Consider the following 17794-nt stretch of genomic DNA (forward strand, 5'->3'; position numbering starts at 1 on the left):
TGAGGTTTGTAAAGCGAATGTCATCATCAATAAAAAACAAAAAATAATTTTGAAACGATCGTTTCAAAATACTTATCTTTGATCTATCAAAACAAAAACAACAACATAAAAAAATAAAACAATGAGTAATTTAACAAACAAAGTTGCCGTAGTTACAGGTGGTAATAGCGGTATAGGGTATGCAACAGCTAAAGAATTAGCATCAAAAGGTGCACAGGTAGTTATCACCGGCAGGAATGCGGCAGCAGTAAGCAAGGCAGCAGAAGAGTTGGGCGTAACCGGCATCGTATCTGATCAGGCTAAATTAGACCAGATTGACAATCTTGTTACCGAAGTTAAAGATCAGTTCGGTAAAGTGGATATCCTGTTCCTGAATGCTGGTGTAGCCTTATTTAGCTCTGTAGCCACTGCAACTGAAGAACACTATGATACCATCATGAATTTAAATGTAAAAGGTGTTTACTTCACTGTTCAAAAATTTCTGCCAATAATAAACGATGGTGGTTCTATTATTTTTAACACATCTGTAAATGCCGCTTTGGGTGTGCCCGATAGCAGCGTATATGCAGCCAGCAAAGCAGCTTTATTATCGCTTAACAAAGTATTGGCAAGTGAACTTGCAAGCCGCAAGATACGTGTAAACGCAATTTCTCCCGGCCCGGTTGAAACTCCACTTTATGGTAAATTAGGTTTATCAGAAGAAGAAGTAAGTGGCTTTGGAAGCTTATTAGGTAAAAAGATCTTGTTAAACCGTTTTGCTAAATCAGAAGAAATTGCCAATGCAGTTAGATTCTTAGCTTCTGACGATGCTTCATTTATTACCGGTACCGAACTTACTGTTGATGGCGGCTTAACTGTAAACGCCGTTATTTATTAATTAATAGTTTGCTAATTTATTTATACCGATTTGGAACGTTTGTTTCAAATCGGTAATTTTGTATAAGAGAGATTTATTATGGCCCGGAAAAAAGAATTTGATGAGGATGAACTGCTTGATAAAGCGCTTTCATTATTTTGGGACAAAGGCTACCATGCCACATCCGCTCAGGACCTGGTAGATAGGTTAGGCATAAACCGCTCAAGCCTTTATAATACTTATACTGATAAAAAAACGCTTTTTGCGAAATCACTAAGACAATATCAATCAAAAAATACCAATGCAGTACTTTCACTGCTTAACAATGCTGATAACGCCGAAGAAGTAATAACACAGATCCTTTATGCTGTTATTAAAGAAAGCGAAGAAGATACATTGGCAAAGGGCTGCTTTATGGTGAACACAGCTGTTGAGCTATCCAGTCACGATAAGGAAATTGCCGATTTAGTAACTGAGAATAACCTGAGCGTGGAAGATGCCCTGTCCAAAACAATTGAAAAAGGCCAGCGCGACGGTCAATTTAAAACAACAATTGATTCAAGGGCTTTGGCAAGGTTTATATTCAGCACCATCAGCGGCTTAAGAGTGGCGGCCCGGGCAGGAGCCGACACGAAAGTACTGGAAGATATTGTGACCGTGGCTTTGTCTGCCCTACGTTAAGTTTGCCGAATGATCTCTTCGCTTTTCGCTTTTCGCCTTCCGCATTAAGCCTTTAGCATTTATATTACCTTTGCAGCCGATGGACTATTTTAAAAAGCTGCTTGATCTGCTGAACAAAGAGAAAGATGAAGATCGCAACACTTATCTAAAGCTAACAGAAAACACTTCGGCAGCCGACCGCCGCGCGCAGGGCCTGAGCTGGTACCCTATCGCTATCAGGAATACAGAACCTGGCCGGGGCGACTATCTGAGTGTTGAAGTTGAACGAACTACCCATCAAGACCTATCGCACCAGCTTAGGTTTGGTGTACCAGCTGCCTTATTTTCCAATCACGACCCTAAAAAAGACCGCGTAGAAGGCCTCATCACTTACCAGGGCGGCAACAGACTTAAGATCACTTTATACACCGATGAACTGCCCGATTGGAGTCGGGACGGCAAACTAGGTATCGACTTGCTGTTTGATAACAACAGTTATGACGAAATGCTGAAAGCCATTAAACATGCAGCTATTTTAAACGCAAAACCAGACGAAGGCAGGTTAGTAAAAATCCTTACCGGTAAAAGCGCTGCTATTTTTGCAGATGATGTTATCCCCGTCCCTATATCCCGTTTAAACATTTCACAGTTAGCAGCGGTAAATAAAATTGTTGCAGCACAGGACCTGGCCATTGTTCACGGCCCGCCCGGTACAGGCAAAACCACTACACTGGTACAGGCCATCAATCTATTGGCTAAACAAACCCATAAACAAATACTGGTAGTTGCCGCCAGTAATACAGCTGTTGACCTTTTAAGCGAGAAACTGGCAGACGAAGGAATAAACGTTTTAAGGATAGGTAACCCCAATCGTGTTTCTGAAAAGCTGGTGGCTTTAACGCTCGATAGCAAAATGACCGCGCATGCTGATAATAAATTGATCCGCACCTTAAAAAAGCAGGCCAGCGCTTATAAAGACATGGCCCATAAGTACAAGCGCAGCTTTGGAAAATCTGAGCGCGACCAACGCAAGGCGCTGTTTAATGAAGCGCACAAGATCATGAAAGATGTAGCCCTTGCAGAGCAGCATATCATTGATGATTTGGTAAGCAAAGCGCAAGTGATTACAGCAACGCTGGTGGGCTCCAATCATTATACCATTAGGGATGTAAAATTTGATACCGTTGTGATAGATGAGGCTGGGCAGGCTCTTGAACCTGCCACCTGGATCCCGATCCTTAAAGCTCAAAAGGTAATTTTAGCGGGAGATCATTTACAGCTCCCGCCTACCATCAAATCAACCGAAGCGGCCAAAGCGGGCTTAAGCATTACCCTGCTCGAAAAATGCGTAGCCCTCCATCCCGAAGCTGTTGTTTTGTTAGATGTGCAATACCGCATGAATGAAGCTATTATGGGCTTCTCTTCAAGAGAATTTTATGAAGATAAATTAAAAGCGCATGCATCAGTAGCTAACCGTTTACTTTTTAACGGGGATATTCCGGTTACTTTTATTGATACTGCCGGCGCTGGTTTTGAAGAGCAACAGGCGGGTACCAGCACTTTTAATCCCGATGAGGCAGCATTGTTATTTAAACATTTAAACAGGCTGGTAACCGCAATTGATCCTACCGTTAAATTTCCGAGCATTGCCATTATATCCCCTTATAAAGAACAGATCAGGATACTGAAAGAGCAATTGCAGAACAATCCGGACTTAATACCACATGCAGATGATATCTCCATTAATACCATTGATAGTTTCCAGGGACAAGAGCGTGACGTGGTTTACATCAGCCTTACCCGTAGCAATTCTGATGGCGAGATCGGTTTCCTGTCAGATATACGCCGCATGAACGTAGCCATGACCCGCGCACGTAAAAAATTGGTAGTTATTGGCGATAGCGCAACCCTTACCAGGTTAAAATTTTATGCTGATTTTGTTGACCATGCCGAAAAACTGGGCGGATACCAAAGTGCCTGGGAATACTCCGGAGATTAAAGATCCTTCAAATCGTTCAGGATAACAAAAGCCTTTTTAAGAAATATGTCATAGTTAATTGCAAAACCCGGTGGCCTCTGAAGGAGAAAATGACGCAACAAAAATGGCTGTAATCCTGAGCCTGTCGAAGGATAGCGGGCAAAGGCCTCTCCGCGCGAGTCTTCGACAGGCTCAGACTAACAGGCCCACACTCCTCAAAATCCAATATGTCATAGGTAGTTTTAAAATCCGGAGGACCCTGAAGGGGAAATGACGTTTAGAAAGGTTTGTCATCCTGAGGAACGAAGGATCTATTTGCAAACTGTACAGGGCGAAGAAACATGGTGGAGAGTAGATCCTTCGTTCCTCAGGATGACAAAAGAGGTTTTAGCAAATACGCCATAGGTAGGCACGAAGTAACGACAATCTGTTTATTTATTTTTAGACAGCTTCTCAGAGCCGCTAAAAAATCAGGTAATTGTTTATAGCTTTATTCACCAATTATTACCTGATGTGCCTAAGGGGTTTTATCCTTCTTATTTTCCTGCTAAACGCTTCTCTGGCTTATTCGCAATGCTCAAAAAGTTCGGGAGTACCCGTTTTTAATGAAACATTCGGATCTGGCGATGACGAAATTGGTCCTCCGCTACAAGATGGTATAACAGATTACAGGTATGGTGCCGGGATATGCCCGGAAGACGACTTCTACTCCATTGTTAACCACACTGCAGGTTGTTACGGCCTTTGGCATACGGTAACAGACCATACGGGGAATACAGGCGGCTATTTTATGATTTATGGTATGAAACGTGCAGCCGGCGACTTTTTTGTACAAAAGGTTAATGGTTTATGTGATGGAACAACTTACCAGTTTGCCGCCTATGTTTTAAACATGTTTGCGGCTCAAGGTGGTCTTGAGCCGGCTATTACCATCACCATTGAAACCACCGGCGGAACGGTTTTAAAAAGTTATAGTACAGGACCAATAGTTGTAACAGACCCGGTTAAATGGCTCAAATGCGGGTTTAATTTCAAAACCTCGCCCGGCACGTCTACCGTTGTAATAAGGATGCACAACGATGTTCCCGGGGGATACGGAAACGACCTGGCTTTAGATGATATTACTATTACACCGGCAGGCCCTGTAACTACAATAGGTATAGATGATGTTACAGGTGATACATTTGAAAATTCGTGCTATAAAGGCAACATTAGCCTTAATTCAAAAGTGGAGGACTGTTATGTGAAGAACGCCTATCAATGGCAAATTTCGGCAGATAAAACTAACTGGGTAAATATACAGGGGGCAACCAATCCAGATTACCAATTTATCCCGCCGGGAGCAGGCACCTCTTTTTTGCGGTTAAATGTGGTGGAAGATAACAATAATGGTAATTGCAGCAGTACCAACTCAAATGTAGTAACCATTACTTATCATGTATATGATCCCCCTAAAACCAATAATATTTCCGCTACCATTTGCCCTGCAGATTCTTACAGGTTACCGTCGGGCAGGGTTATAAATTCCACAGGCCAATACAGCGATACTTTACGCAACAACCAAGGCTGCGATGACATTATTACTAATTTAAATTTAACCGTACACAAAAAGCCAAACCTTGGCGCCGACCTGGTTTTATGCCTGGGCGATTCCGTAATATTAAACCCTGGCATATTTACTAAATATTTATGGCAGGATGGCAGCACAAACCCTACCTATTTAGTAAAAACCAGTGGTAGTTACCGGGTAAAAGTTACTGATGAATATGGCTGCGAAACTTCTGATACCGTTAATATTAAGAAAAATTCCTGTTCAACATTAAAACCTCCAAATACATTTAGCCCAAACAATGATGGTACTAATAATACCTGGGTTATTAAATATCTTCAATATTTTCCCGGCTGTAAAGTTTTTGTTTATTCGCGATGGGGCGGCCTGCTATTTAAAAGCGTCGGATATACACAGCCTTGGGATGGCAGGTATAACGGTAAAAACCTGCCGGCAGGAACTTATTACTACATCATCAATTTAGGCAACAACTTGCCGCCCGTTTCGGGGTACGTAGTTATAATCAGGTAGCATCTATCTAAAAAAATATTGCTTAATCTTATGTCAATTATCGGCGGGCATGACTAAATAAACACAAAATATTGATAATCAATAACAAAGGCATCCCATCCTGCTATGTTAAGAAATACGCCCAGAACACTAATAATCAGCATCCTGGGCGTTCCAGGTGTATCAATCGTTTCATGCGTTCGGGTGGAACACTTATTCGCATTGTTAAACTGATGCAGTAACTGCCTTCATTTTCTTTAGTGCTGTTTTTGCCACCTGCAATGCATCCTGTGCATAATAGCTTTTGTTAAATACCTCGAAGGATATAATTAAAGGTTTATCGGGATGTTTGGCAAGTTGCAATATTTGCTTTACCGGAGCAATGCCATCACCCACGTATACCCTATCAGGTTCCGAGATCTGCCCGGGACTGATACCGGCCGGGTAATCATTTACGTGTAAGATATCTAATGCCGGCTTACCTACAAATGCTAAACTCTCCACAGGCGACTGCCCCTTATAAACGTGGAATACATCCAACAAAATCCGAGCATCCGCATCGCCGCAGGCAGCAACCACATATAGTACCGGGCTCACTTGTTTCAGGTTTACAGAACCTCCCCACATTTCTAACTGTGGGATAACGCCGCTTTGCTTGCCCATTTTTAGTATAGTGCTATAACGCTCGGCAATAGTATCCAGGCCTATCAATGGTAACTTTGTAGCGCCGGCAGGCGGGGCAGCTATGCGCGGGCAACCAATTTTGGCCAGCATATCCATATCTGCCTGTAATTGAACAACGGCTTTCTGCCGAACGGCATCGTCATCAACTATCCAGGGGGCAAACCCTATAGCATCCTCTACTTTAAGCCCCAGGCCATCAATGATCTTTTTTGCTTCGGATAGTGAACCGCCGTTTTGCAGGTAGGTTTGCAGCGTATCCAGCCAAATCTCCACTGAGGTAAAACCAGCCTTTGCCGCTACTTCAAGTTCTTTCACAAAACCCAGGTTATGACCCCGGATGGTGCTCATGTTTAGCGAATACACAAAGCCATTATCGTTTTTCTTTTCCACTTTAATTGCCGCCGAAACACGATTACCCAAAGCTGCCGCACCTGCCGCTAAACCAATTGTTTTTAACACCTGTCGTCTGTTTAATCCCTCAGCCATCTCTAATATTTTAAACTCTTGATATAAGCTATAGTGACAGGCATCTGGGTAGCATATGATGGACTTTCATCCTCAATAAAATAGTGCTTAACACCAGCTTTTCTTGCTGCCTTTAAAACTTCAGGAATGTTAATTTGTCCGGTGCCCAGGGCTACATCATTTTTGGTATCTGTTCCCCCGGTTAAATCATTAGCCACACCCTTACGGATATCTTTAAGGTGCATTAGTTTTATCCGGTTTGGATACTTATTGATCAGCTTAGCCGGATCCTGGCCGCCATGAAACGACCATAGCAGGTCAATCTCAAAAGATACATATTTAGGGTTGGTGTTTTTCGCGATGTAATCAAACAGCGTACCATCCTCATAAGCTCCAAATTCGTAACCATGGTTATGATAGCAAAATGTAAGTCCGGCTTCTGAGAGGATCTGCCCTACCCTGTTAAAATCAGCCACAGCTTTTTTGGCATCGTCAATCGTAAACTCTTTACCATGAGGTATCCAGGCCACCATCACATAGTTAGCACCCAGAATTTTTGCCTGCTTAATTACGTCGCCGGGGCTTTTAACAATATCATCATAACCTGCGCCAATTGATGGGATAGTTATGCCGCGCTCATTACACAGTTTCCTGAATTCTTCGGGCGGCATGCCCTTGGGCCCCTCGCCCTCCAGCTCAGTTATGCCCATTGATTTAATGGTATCCAGCACAGCAATCGTAGCTTTAGGCATACTGCTGCGAAAAGTATATCCTTCTACACCAACCGGCGCAACAAAAACCGGTTTGCCACTCTGAGCGAAAGTTTGTGTTGATAGCAAACCCATTGCTAAACAAACACTTGTAACTACAGCTATTTTCTTCATAAAGGAGTTTATTTAATTGTTTAATTTATTGATCAAACCTAATATCGCTTAGCTTAAGGATCCCGTCGTTTGGTTTGGTACGTTTAATAGCAAATATGAATACATTATGTTTGCCGGTAACGGGTTTCTGTACGTCAGCACTTAACCACGCCAGTTTATCCCAGCTGCCTGTATCGCCATAAGCTGTTGAGCAAATAACCGGCCCGGCCTGTGAATCCATACGTACCTCAATTTCGCCATCAATCTCCTTTGATGCATATTGAAAATTGAATTTTTTAATATTCGTCAGGTCCACATCTTTAAATAGCACAAATGATTTGTGATTACCCAATGAAAGATCATTTCCATAACGGTTAAAACCTTTCAAATCATCAGCATAAACAGCTTTAACATCAGCATTGCGTAATGTAACTACGTCGGTACCAGTTAGCGGACCAACAATTTTACCACCTTTATCGGTATAAGATGCCAATATGGTGTATTGCCCGCGTGGTTCGGTATCATTAAATTTCGGGTTCAAACTGCCATTCAAAGGCAAAGGCATTACTTTACCCTTCTTGTCGGTTAAGGAGAATATATACTTTACAATCTCCTTTGTATCAGCATTTGACAGCTGTGGGTGCGCGCTCATCACATGCTCGGTTCCCCAGCTGCCTGCGCCACCGGCAATTATTTTTTTGGATAGTTTATCGGTAGAACCTTTTTGTGCTTTATACCTGTTCGCAATAGCGGTAAAGCTTGGGCCAACAGCCAGTTTATTGATTGTATGGCACGATTTGCAATCACTGGATGCCATTAAGGCCTTACCCGGATAGCTAATTTCAGTAGCAGATAACGCGGCCAGGTTTTGCACGGTTTTACCATCTGTGGATGGCTGCGGGTTATACATGTAAAATAATTTCACCCGCTTAGGATCAATCTTTCCATCCTCTTTATCCTTCACTACTACACGATACTTAAAAGGCTTACCATTCCAGATGAATGATTTATTATCGGTACTGGCAATAGTTACAACGGGCCTGGTATTACCAACTCTTACCATTACGGTATCTCTGCCTGTTAATCCACCTTTATCTGTAACCTTTAGTATGGCTTTGTATACGCCGGGCTTAGTATAGGTATAACTTGCCGAAGCGGTTGTTGCACCTACTGTTTTACCATCAAACAACCATTGATAAGTTATTGCGTCATCATCATCCAGATCTTTACTGTTTTGACTATTGAAGCTCACGCTAAGTGGGGCCTGGCCAGAAATCTCTTTTTTAACGGGCATTTCCTTTAGCTCAGCTGTCAAATATTTGGTGTGCTGATAGTACGACTGCATAGCAGTATCTGTAATGCCTGCTTTGGCTATGGGTGCGCGGTTACCCGTATTGTATTCAATTTTCACAAGGCGCGCGTCTTCATTTTGTGCACCATATACCGAGCCATACTCCAGCATATACAATACGCCATCAGGGCCAAATTCCATATCAATTGGCCTTCTGAAATCGCCATTGGCTGGCATAAAAGCTTCATTACGCAGGTAATTCTCATCTTTATCAAACTTTAGGTTGATAACCCAGTTGCGCATCCAATCAGCCATGAATAAGGTACCGTTGTAGTATTCGGGAAACTTGTTGGGGTTTTTAACACTGGCATCATACTCATAAAAACCACCACCTATAGCGCATCTTCCTCCCATACCCAATTCTGGAAACTCATCCGATGCGGCATAGGGATACCAGATCATCGCCGGTGTAGCGGGTGGCAGTACATTTAAACCGGTATTGTTTGGCGAGTTATTTACAGGAGCCTTGGGATCAAAATTCGGTCCTGGTGTATTGGTTACAAAATCCCAGTGAGAATAAGCATAGTTATTGCCCACAAAATATGGCCAGCCAAAATTACCGGCCTTGCGTGCCTGGTTAAATTCATCGTACCCACGCGGTCCGCGCGGCGAGTCTTTACCTGCGTCAGGTCCAACTTCGCCCCAGTATAGCACCGAGGTTACCGGGTTTACTGCTATACGGTAAGGATTACGGCAGCCCATTACATAAATCTCGGGCTTGGTTTTAGCCGTACCTTTAGGGAAAAGGTTACCTTCGGGTATAGTATAGGTACCGTCAGCTTCCGGGTGGATCCTTAATATCTTTCCTTTAAAATCGTTTGTGTTGCCCGCGCTGCGCTGCGCATCTAAACTGTAATGTTCCGTTCCAGGGCGTTCATCCAAAGGAGCATAACCATCTGCAGGAAACGGACTTGAACTATCACCTGTTGATAGGTATAAATTACCATTTTTATCCCAGGCCAATGAGCCCCCATGATGAGCACCGCTCACTTTTTGAACCGGAACTTTCAATAATATCTTTTCAGATTTCAGGTCGAGCACATTTAACGGACTTAATTTAAAACGGGACAGCTGAAAGTTAAGTGGCTCAATAGTTTGCCCTGCGGGCATGTAATAAATATAAACAAACTGGTTGCTTTCAAATTTAGGATCGAGCGTTAAACCAATAACGCCGGTGCCTCCCTCATACGTAATTGGAAATTTATGGATCACTTTGAACTGACCTGTACGGGTATTAAATACAGAAAAATTGCCCATCAGCTGGGTAAAAAACACACGGCCGTCCTTAGCTGTTGCCAGTTCCATTGGTGATGCAATATTGCTAACCAATACTGTTTTTATAAAGCGTGTTTGATCTGGCGATACCTTTGAATAGGATTTACCATAATCCATTGGCTTGCCATTGCCCATGGCATAGCGGATCCCGCCCAGCAATTGCCCCAAAAACAATGGATCGCTGTAACTTTCATCGGTATGACCGCATCCGGTATAAAAAGAACGACCGCCATCAAACTCATGAAACCAGGTTATGGGATGACTTGTTCCATTGGTGCCCCCATCATAGGTATTTTCATCCAAACTGGCCAGCACATGTATGCCGCTATAGATGGATTTATAATTATACCATTCGTCGGTACGCTCCCACCTTGCCGGCAGATTAGCTGTAATAGGGTTTGTCCTATCGGTAACATCAATTGTTGCCTTCCGAATGTTTGAGTTATTGGGATGGCTTGAAAAATAGGCGCCTACCAGTTTACCATACCAAGGCCAATCATATTCCGTATCGGCTGCGGAGTGCACGCCTGCATAGCCGCCCCCAGCCTGTATGTACCGTTCAAAAGCAGCCTGCTGTTCGGCATTGAGTACATTGCCGGTTGTACATTGAAATATTACGGCATCGTACTTCTTTAAATTGTTATCTGTAAAAGCATTTGCATTGGTGGTGGTATCCACCTCAAAATCATTCTCTTTCCCCAACTTTTGTATAGCAGCAATACCAAAAGGAATACAGGAGTGATGCCAGCCTAATGTTTTTGAAAAAACAAGAACATGCTGCGTTGGCACTGGTTTTTTAAATGAATACAGCCCAAAGCTGAGCCCAATCAATAAAATACAGGTGAGTTTTAATTTTAATGACATTATTTGAGAGATTTAGTTGATGTTCTGCTTATTCCCAATCAATCTGCTAAAGCAACGCGTCCTTTCAAAAATTCAACCCAAAACAGGATTAAGCCTTGATGATAAAAACGTATTATGTAATGGCAAAAAAGTACCGGCGAACTAATTGGTTAATACAATATTAGCATTTATAACCAATCAGAGTGTAATAAATACACGCTTATTTTTACCACCAAATGCATTGTAAGTAAATTGTTACCCTAAGCACTTTATATCTTTTAAAGAAAAAAGTCGTAAATAGATCTGCGATTGTCGCAAGTCGCCATTTATTATTTTATTAACCAATGGTATATTTGATTATGCAAAACTTGCTTAACCGCTTTATTAAAACCACTGCTTTTATCCTGATAGCTATGACAACAGTTAATAAAACCCAGGGCCAGGAAACGGGCCGATATGCCAATGTAAATGGCATAAAAATGTATTACGAGATTCATGGCAGCGGCCAACCATTGGTGTTGATCCATGGCGGTGGATCAACTATAACCACTTCTTTTGGGAAAATACTGCCAATGCTATCCAAAACACACCAGGTTATAGCAGTAGAGCTTCAGGCTCACGGGCATACAACTGACAGGGACGCCCCTGTGAGCTTTGAGCAGGATGCTGACGACGTGGCCGAACTGCTTAAACAACTGAATGTTACCGGTGCCGATATTTTGGGTTTCAGCAATGGGGGCAATACCGCTATGCAAATAGCCATCAGGCATCCGGAACGGGTACGCAAACTGGTTTTGGCGTCGGCATTTTACAAGCGTGAAGGGATGTATTCCTGGCTTTGGGAAGGGATGAAACATGCCAGGCTGGAAGATATGCCCAGGATATACCAGGAAGTATATTTAAGTATCCCCGGTAATACCCAGGCCGGGCTGCAAAACATGCACGATAAAGATGCCAAAAGGATGCAAAATTTTAAGGATTGGGAAAGCGATGTTATTAAATCGATACAAGCCCCGGCTTTAATAGTTATTGGAGACCAGGACGTTGTCCGTCCTGAGCATGCTGTAGAAATGTATCGTTTGCTGCCTCATGGTCGCTTGTCTATATTTCCAGATAACCATGGCAGCTATATGGGCGAGATCATGTCGCCTAACGCCGACAGTAAAGTACCGGAGTTATTTGTTGCTATGCTGAATGAATATTTGGCGGCACCGATGCCCGGGGTTAAGTAAAGCATTATTTCATTTTAGTATTTAGCTTAAAAAACATAAGTTTGATGTTTATATAAATCATTTATACTTAATGAGCCAGGTAAGCGACCTATCAACCGTTCCATCATTTATACGTAATACCGTTGCCAATATCCATCCGGAAAGTCACACTTTTATGATTCATAAAGTAAAAGACAACTGGGTAGAGATCACTTACGGCGAAGCCTTAGAAAAAATTGATGCTATATCTGCATGGATGCTTAGTCTGGGGATACAAAAAGGCGACCGGCTTTCACTCATTATCGAGAACGGGCCAAACTATGTTTACTACGACCAGGCCCTGCAGCAGATAGGCGCGGTTAATGCCTCTATATATCCAACCCTTACCGAGAATGAGATTGAATATATTCTGAATGATTCTGGCGCAAAAACAGTTATTGTTGGTAATCCTTTCCTTTTTCGCAAGGTGCTTAAAATAGCTAATAACTGCGCGGCACTTATCCGTATTATTCCGGCTTTTGATGATTTTGAAAAGTTTAGCGATAAGCTAAACCTTAACGCTGGTGTTATTGGGTTTGACCAGGTAATTAGCGAAGGGCTGGTATTAGTTGAACAATATCGCCAGGCTATTAATGCAGCCCGTGAAGCCATTTTACCTACCGATCTATCCTGCCTTATTTATACATCGGGTACCACCGGTATACCTAAAGGGGTGATGCTTACCCATTACAACCTTACCCAAAATGCTTTAAACAGTGTTATCCAGATTCCTTTTGTAACAAAGGATGATCGTTTCCTGTCATTCCTGCCTTTATCTCATGTGTTTGAGCGTACCATATATCATATTGCTATTTTAAAGGGTTCACAAATTGCATTTGCGCAAAGTTTAGAGTTATTAGCCAAAAACATGGCCGAGGTTAAACCTACCATTTTATGCTGTGTACCGCGCCTGCTTGAACGCATTCATGACAAAGCCATAAAAAGTGGAACATCTGCCGGCGGCCTTAAAACCAAAATATTTTTATGGGCATTTGAGATTGGCAAAAAAGTGCGATTAGTGCAGGAAGCCGGTAAAAAACCCGGGCCTGTTTTAAAAGCACAGCATGCGATTGCTGAAAAGCTGGTATTTAGCAAGATCAAGGAAAAAACCGGCGGCAAGTTACAATTCATGGTATCTGGTGGTGGTGCCCTGCCTAAAAATATTGGTGAGTTTTTTGGCGATCTGGGTATTGTGATCCTGGAAGGTTTTGGACTAACAGAAACATCGCCCGTAATGGCTGTTACTGAGCGCCATAGGGTAATTTATGGCACTGTAGGCCGTATTATTCCGGGTATCGAGGTTGGGATCCAGGACGTTGAAACCAAAAAGATATACACCATACAAAATCACGATAATTTCAAAGGAGATCTGATAACCGAAGAAGGCGAAATCATCGTTCGCGGCCATTGTGTAATGAAGGGTTACTGGAACAAACCTGAGGAAACAGCAACGGTAATTGACGCTGATGCCTGGTTCCATACCGGGGATATTGGCCGGTTTTTCCGCGGCAACCTGCAAATCACCGATCGCCTTAAAAATATGCTGGTGAATGCCTATGGCAAAAACATCTACCCCACCCCGGTTGAAAACACGTACCTAAAAAGTCCTAAAATTGAGCAGGTGTTTTTAGTGGGCGATAAACGTGAATACATTGCAGCTATTATAGTGCCCGGCAAAGAAACCCTTCAGGAAACCTTTGGCCTCAAAAATGAGTTTTTTGAACGACCGGAAGTATTTATTGAGGATAAAGAGATTGTTGACTGGATTGGCCAGGATATTCGTAAACTGAGCAACGAACTTGCCAAATTTGAACGTGTAAAATCATTCAAAATAAAACGCAATCCTTTTAGCATGGAAGAAGGTGAAATTACCCCTACCATGAAAGCTAAACGTAAAGTGATAGAAAAAAAATACGCTGCCGATATAGACGAGTTGTATGCCGGAGAAGCGGATACGGAAGATTAATTAATAATAGTTTTAAATATTAACAGGAGGCACATTACATGTGTCTCTTTTTGTTTGCATATAGCGCATTGATTCGTTTATAAAGAATACTTTCCTTAATTCACCAAAACATTTTACTAACTTTGTTAGCATGAAACGATCTGGCAGTGCTGACTTACCTTTACACTATGGCTATGTGCCGCAGTGGCTGGCTGAGCGCATGGCAAAGTTAGGTTTGGCCATCGTTGAAAATATAGTGATTGATTATGGCAAGGATGAAGTGTTACGCCGCTTAAGCGATCCTTTCTGGTTTCAAAGCTTAGGAGCTGTTATGGGAATGGACTGGCATTCCTCTGGAATTACTACCTCAGTTATGGGAGCCTTGAAGCGAGCCATCAACCCACATAGCCGCGAGTTGGGTATCTACATCTGCGGCGGCAAAGGCAAGCATTCTAAACAAACGCCGGCTGAGTTGCTAAAGATCAGCGAATCAACAGGGCTCGACGGCAACTACCTGGTTAAATGCAGCAAACTAAGCGCTAAGGTTGATAACACTGCCATACAGGACGGTTTCCAGTTATATACCCATAATTTTATTTTGAGCGATACCGGCAAATGGGCGGTTGTGCAACAAGGTATGAGCGATGCCAGCAGTACTGCAAGGCGCTATCACTGGCATTCGGAACAACTTACTTCTTTCGTAGATGATCCGCATACTTCTATCTACGGTAAAAATACAGGGCTGATATTGAACATGACCGATAAGCTTGCGGATACTTCAAGAAATGGTGTAATGCAGATAGCCGCCGAAAATCCGGAGCTGATGATCAGGGAAATCAGCAAACTGGTTATGCCTAATCATCACGACGTGAAAGCTAAAGACGTGGATTTAAAAAGGTTGGGAGCTGTACTTTGGCTGGCTCATGAAAAACAGCCCGCCGATTTTGAAGACCTGCTATTGTTGCAAGGTTTAGGTCCGCGTACTTTACAATCGTTGGCTTTGGTGAGCGAGGTGATTCACGGAACGCCATCGCGATTTAAAGACCCGGCAAGGTTTTCTTTTGCGCACGGCGGCAAGGATGGTCATCCATTCCCTGTGCCTATCACCATTTACGATGAAACTATCAGTACCCTGCAAAACGCTGTCCATAAGTCAAAACTGGGTTTATCCGAGAAGAACGAGGCTATTAAACGCTTACACAAAATTGCAGAGAATGCTGAAAAAGACTTTACCCCGAATGCAAATTTTGACCAGGTAATAGCCAAAGAACGCGACGACTCCTGGAAATACGGTGGTAGAACTGTGATGGGTAAAGCAAAGCCGCCAATACAACAGCAATTGAAGCTATTTTAAGTTGCCACTGATTGTTTTTGCCGATTCAAGATGAGCCTGTAATAACGATATACCTTTCTTCGCAAATTCCACCACATTTAAACTTTTTGCCTGTGTAGCCGCTTTAAAGTGGTTCATTTCCTGCCCATCCTGGGCTACAATTATCTCTAAATAAGCCTTATCAAATTCGGCAGCTTTCTTTTGCTCCAAGTTTGCAATTATTTGCTGATGGATGGCATTAAGCGTATCGGCAACCTTAACTGAATCATCGGCCTGTAATTGTTTCAACTCATCGGTCAGCCTGGTATGATCATCAATCATGGTTTTGGCAAATTGAATAACCCGCTGATTTTTCGAGTTTGATATAGCCAACCCCGAGGCTTTTACGGCCATCAAACTTTCTTCTGTACTGTTTTTCAGGAAAAGCGAAACACTGTCATCAGCGGAAGCTTTATCGTTGTAATTATTCGCGCGTTTGTTACTCTGGCATGATTGTACTAAAACAATGGCGACCAAACCAGATACAAGGCATATTATTTTCTTCATTTATAAATCGATTATACTACGGTTCAGGTTTAACAAAAAAACTGCAAACTGGTTTCCCTAAGTAGCGTAATTAAGTTGATCAATAATGATGTATGTTTTTTGCAATTATCTTAAATCACAATTTCCTTAAACAAAAAACCACTTTGCCATACCCTTAAAGGGCATTACAAAGTGGTTATATCTTCAACAGATAGAGGGTTCTATTTAAAACACCTGATCAAACTGGTTAACGGCATCCTTGCTTTCCAGCACAGAGTGGCCCATTAAAAATTCATCTACCTTACGGGCAGTTTCACGGCCTTCTGATATAGCCCAAACAACCAGCGATTGTCCGCGGCGCATATCTCCTGCTGCAAATACTTTGCTTACATTGGTACGGTAAACGCCTTCTTTAGCTTTAACATTCTTACGTTCGTCAAGTTCGACACCCAATTGGGCTAATAAACCCGCAGGCTGAGGATATAAGAAACCCATTGCCAGGAATACTCTTTGACAAGGTATTTCACGCTCAGAACCTTCAACAACATTAAACTTTAAAGGGCGGCCCATAACATCCTGCTCCCAGGACACATCAACAACTTTTAATGCTCTTAAATTACCATCTTCGTCGCCTAAAAACTCCAGTGTATTAACGCCCCAAAAACGCTCTGCGCCTTCCTCGTGCGAACTGGTAGTTTTCATCACCATAGGGTATGTTGGCCATGGCATGTGTTGTGTACGCTCTGCCGGTGGTTGGTACATCACCTCAAACTGCTTGATAGATTTTGCACCCTGGCGGTTTGAAGTACCTACACAGTCGCTGCCGGTATCACCACCACCAATTACTACAACATCTTTATCTGTAGCCAAAATATCTTCTGCATCTACACTAATATTGCTCACACGCTTGTTTTGCTGTTTCAAAAAGTCCATAGCAAAATGGATCCCTTTTAATTCCCTTCCGGGGATCATAAGGTTACGCGGTACAGTTGAGCCACCTGCCAATACTACAGCATCATTGCTACGCAACAGATCATCAGCGGCTACATTTACACCAACTTCGCTGTTGAGTTTAAATACAATGCCATCTTTTTCCATCACCTCGATACGGCGCTCAACAACATTTTTCTCCAATTTAAAATCGGGAATACCATAGCGTAATAAACCACCTGGTTTATCATCGCGCTCATAAACGGTTACGGCATGACCAGCTTTCACCAATTGAGCTGCTGCTGCCAATCCGGCCGGACCAGAGCCTATTACAGCTACCTTTTTGCCAGATTTTACCAATGGTGCTGTTGGCTTAACCAGGTTATTCTTGTAAGCTATCTCAATAATATGTTTTTCAATTTCCTCGATAGCTACGGCTGGCTTGTTGATACCTAAAACACAAGCAGATTCGCAGGGTGCAGGGCATATACGGCCTGTAAACTCAGGGAAATTATTAGTTGATGATAAAATATGGTAAGCCTCTTCCCAGTTTTTACGATATACTGCATCGTTAAACTCCGGAATAATATTACCCAGCGGGCATCCCGAATGGCAAAAGGGGATACCGCAATTCATACACCTGGCCGATTGCTGATTTAGCTTCTCGTCGGTATATAAATTAACAAACTCATTATAGTTCTTTACGCGTTCAGCAGCGGGAACCTTGGTTGGTAATTCCCTGTTAAACTCCTGAAATCCTGTTGGTTTTCCCATTGA

At 42.7% G+C, this 17794-nt stretch carries 13 protein-coding genes; 8 read left to right on the forward strand and 5 right to left on the reverse strand.

Annotation, left to right across the window (positions count from 1 at the left end; all coding sequences use genetic code 11):
* The first annotated feature begins 121 nt into the window (after positions 1-121).
* From Q0R88_RS11845 to Q0R88_RS11865, 5 genes are all read left to right on the forward strand, one after another.
* Entirely contained in the window at positions 122-877 is a 756-nt protein-coding gene (locus Q0R88_RS11845) for an SDR family oxidoreductase (RefSeq protein ID WP_295716332.1), read from the forward strand.
* A gap of 78 nt (positions 878-955) precedes the next feature.
* Positions 956-1537 (forward strand): TetR/AcrR family transcriptional regulator, encoded by a 582-nt coding sequence (locus Q0R88_RS11850; RefSeq protein ID WP_295716334.1) that lies wholly within the window; start codon positions 956-958, stop codon positions 1535-1537.
* Positions 1538-1616: 79 nt separating this feature from the next.
* Positions 1617-3515 carry an AAA domain-containing protein gene (locus tag Q0R88_RS11855; RefSeq protein ID WP_295716335.1) on the forward strand — a complete coding sequence of 633 codons (1899 nt, stop codon included), beginning with the start codon at positions 1617-1619 and terminating at the stop codon, positions 3513-3515.
* Between the two features lie 249 nt (positions 3516-3764).
* On the forward strand, positions 3765-3899 hold the full coding sequence (locus Q0R88_RS11860; protein ID WP_295716336.1) for a hypothetical protein: 135 nt from the start codon (positions 3765-3767) through the stop codon (positions 3897-3899).
* Positions 3900-3972: 73 nt separating this feature from the next.
* Complete coding sequence (locus tag Q0R88_RS11865) at positions 3973-5574, forward strand: gliding motility-associated C-terminal domain-containing protein (protein ID WP_295716338.1); 1602 nt, start codon at positions 3973-3975, stop codon at positions 5572-5574.
* A 204-nt stretch (positions 5575-5778) separates the two neighbouring features.
* Here the strand turns inward: Q0R88_RS11865 and Q0R88_RS11870 are convergent, their stop codons facing one another.
* The 3 genes from Q0R88_RS11870 to Q0R88_RS11880 are packed head-to-tail and all read right to left on the reverse strand — an operon-like array spanning position 5779 to position 11055.
* Positions 5779-6723: a sugar phosphate isomerase/epimerase family protein gene (locus Q0R88_RS11870; protein WP_295716340.1), complete on the reverse strand. Its 945-nt coding sequence runs from the start codon at positions 6721-6723 to the stop codon at positions 5779-5781.
* Between the two features lie 2 nt (positions 6724-6725).
* Complete coding sequence (locus tag Q0R88_RS11875; protein WP_295716342.1) at positions 6726-7586, reverse strand: sugar phosphate isomerase/epimerase; 861 nt, start codon at positions 7584-7586, stop codon at positions 6726-6728.
* 25 nt (positions 7587-7611) lie between these two features.
* Positions 7612-11055, reverse strand: coding sequence for a ThuA domain-containing protein (locus tag Q0R88_RS11880; protein ID WP_295716344.1), 3444 nt, complete (start codon positions 11053-11055; stop codon positions 7612-7614).
* Between the two features lie 323 nt (positions 11056-11378).
* On the opposite strand from Q0R88_RS11880, the gene Q0R88_RS11885 reads away from it, so the two are divergent.
* The 3 genes from Q0R88_RS11885 to Q0R88_RS11895 all read left to right on the forward strand — a co-directional run bounded on the left by Q0R88_RS11885 (position 11379) and on the right by Q0R88_RS11895 (position 15583).
* On the forward strand, positions 11379-12266 hold the full coding sequence (locus Q0R88_RS11885) for an alpha/beta hydrolase (protein ID WP_295716345.1): 888 nt from the start codon (positions 11379-11381) through the stop codon (positions 12264-12266).
* Positions 12267-12336: 70 nt separating this feature from the next.
* The gene (locus Q0R88_RS11890; RefSeq protein ID WP_295716346.1) at positions 12337-14250 is read left to right on the forward strand and encodes a long-chain fatty acid--CoA ligase; all 1914 of its coding nucleotides are present in this window, start codon (positions 12337-12339) and stop codon (positions 14248-14250) included.
* A 130-nt stretch (positions 14251-14380) separates the two neighbouring features.
* A complete protein-coding gene (locus tag Q0R88_RS11895; protein ID WP_295716347.1) occupies positions 14381-15583 on the forward strand; it encodes a DUF763 domain-containing protein in 1203 nt (400 codons plus the stop codon).
* On the opposite strand, the gene Q0R88_RS11900 is transcribed toward Q0R88_RS11895, so the two are convergent.
* Both Q0R88_RS11900 and Q0R88_RS11905 read right to left on the reverse strand, forming a co-directional pair.
* Positions 15575-16108, reverse strand: coding sequence for a DUF4142 domain-containing protein (locus Q0R88_RS11900; RefSeq protein WP_295716349.1), 534 nt, complete (start codon positions 16106-16108; stop codon positions 15575-15577). The two genes, Q0R88_RS11895 and Q0R88_RS11900, sit on opposite strands and share 9 nt — an antisense overlap.
* Positions 16109-16312: 204 nt before the next feature.
* Entirely contained in the window at positions 16313-17791 is a 1479-nt protein-coding gene (locus Q0R88_RS11905; RefSeq protein ID WP_295716351.1) for a glutamate synthase subunit beta, read from the reverse strand.
* Positions 17792-17794 lie beyond the last annotated feature (3 nt).

Source organism: Mucilaginibacter sp. (assembly GCF_025362475.1).
Taxonomy (GTDB): domain Bacteria; phylum Bacteroidota; class Bacteroidia; order Sphingobacteriales; family Sphingobacteriaceae; genus Mucilaginibacter.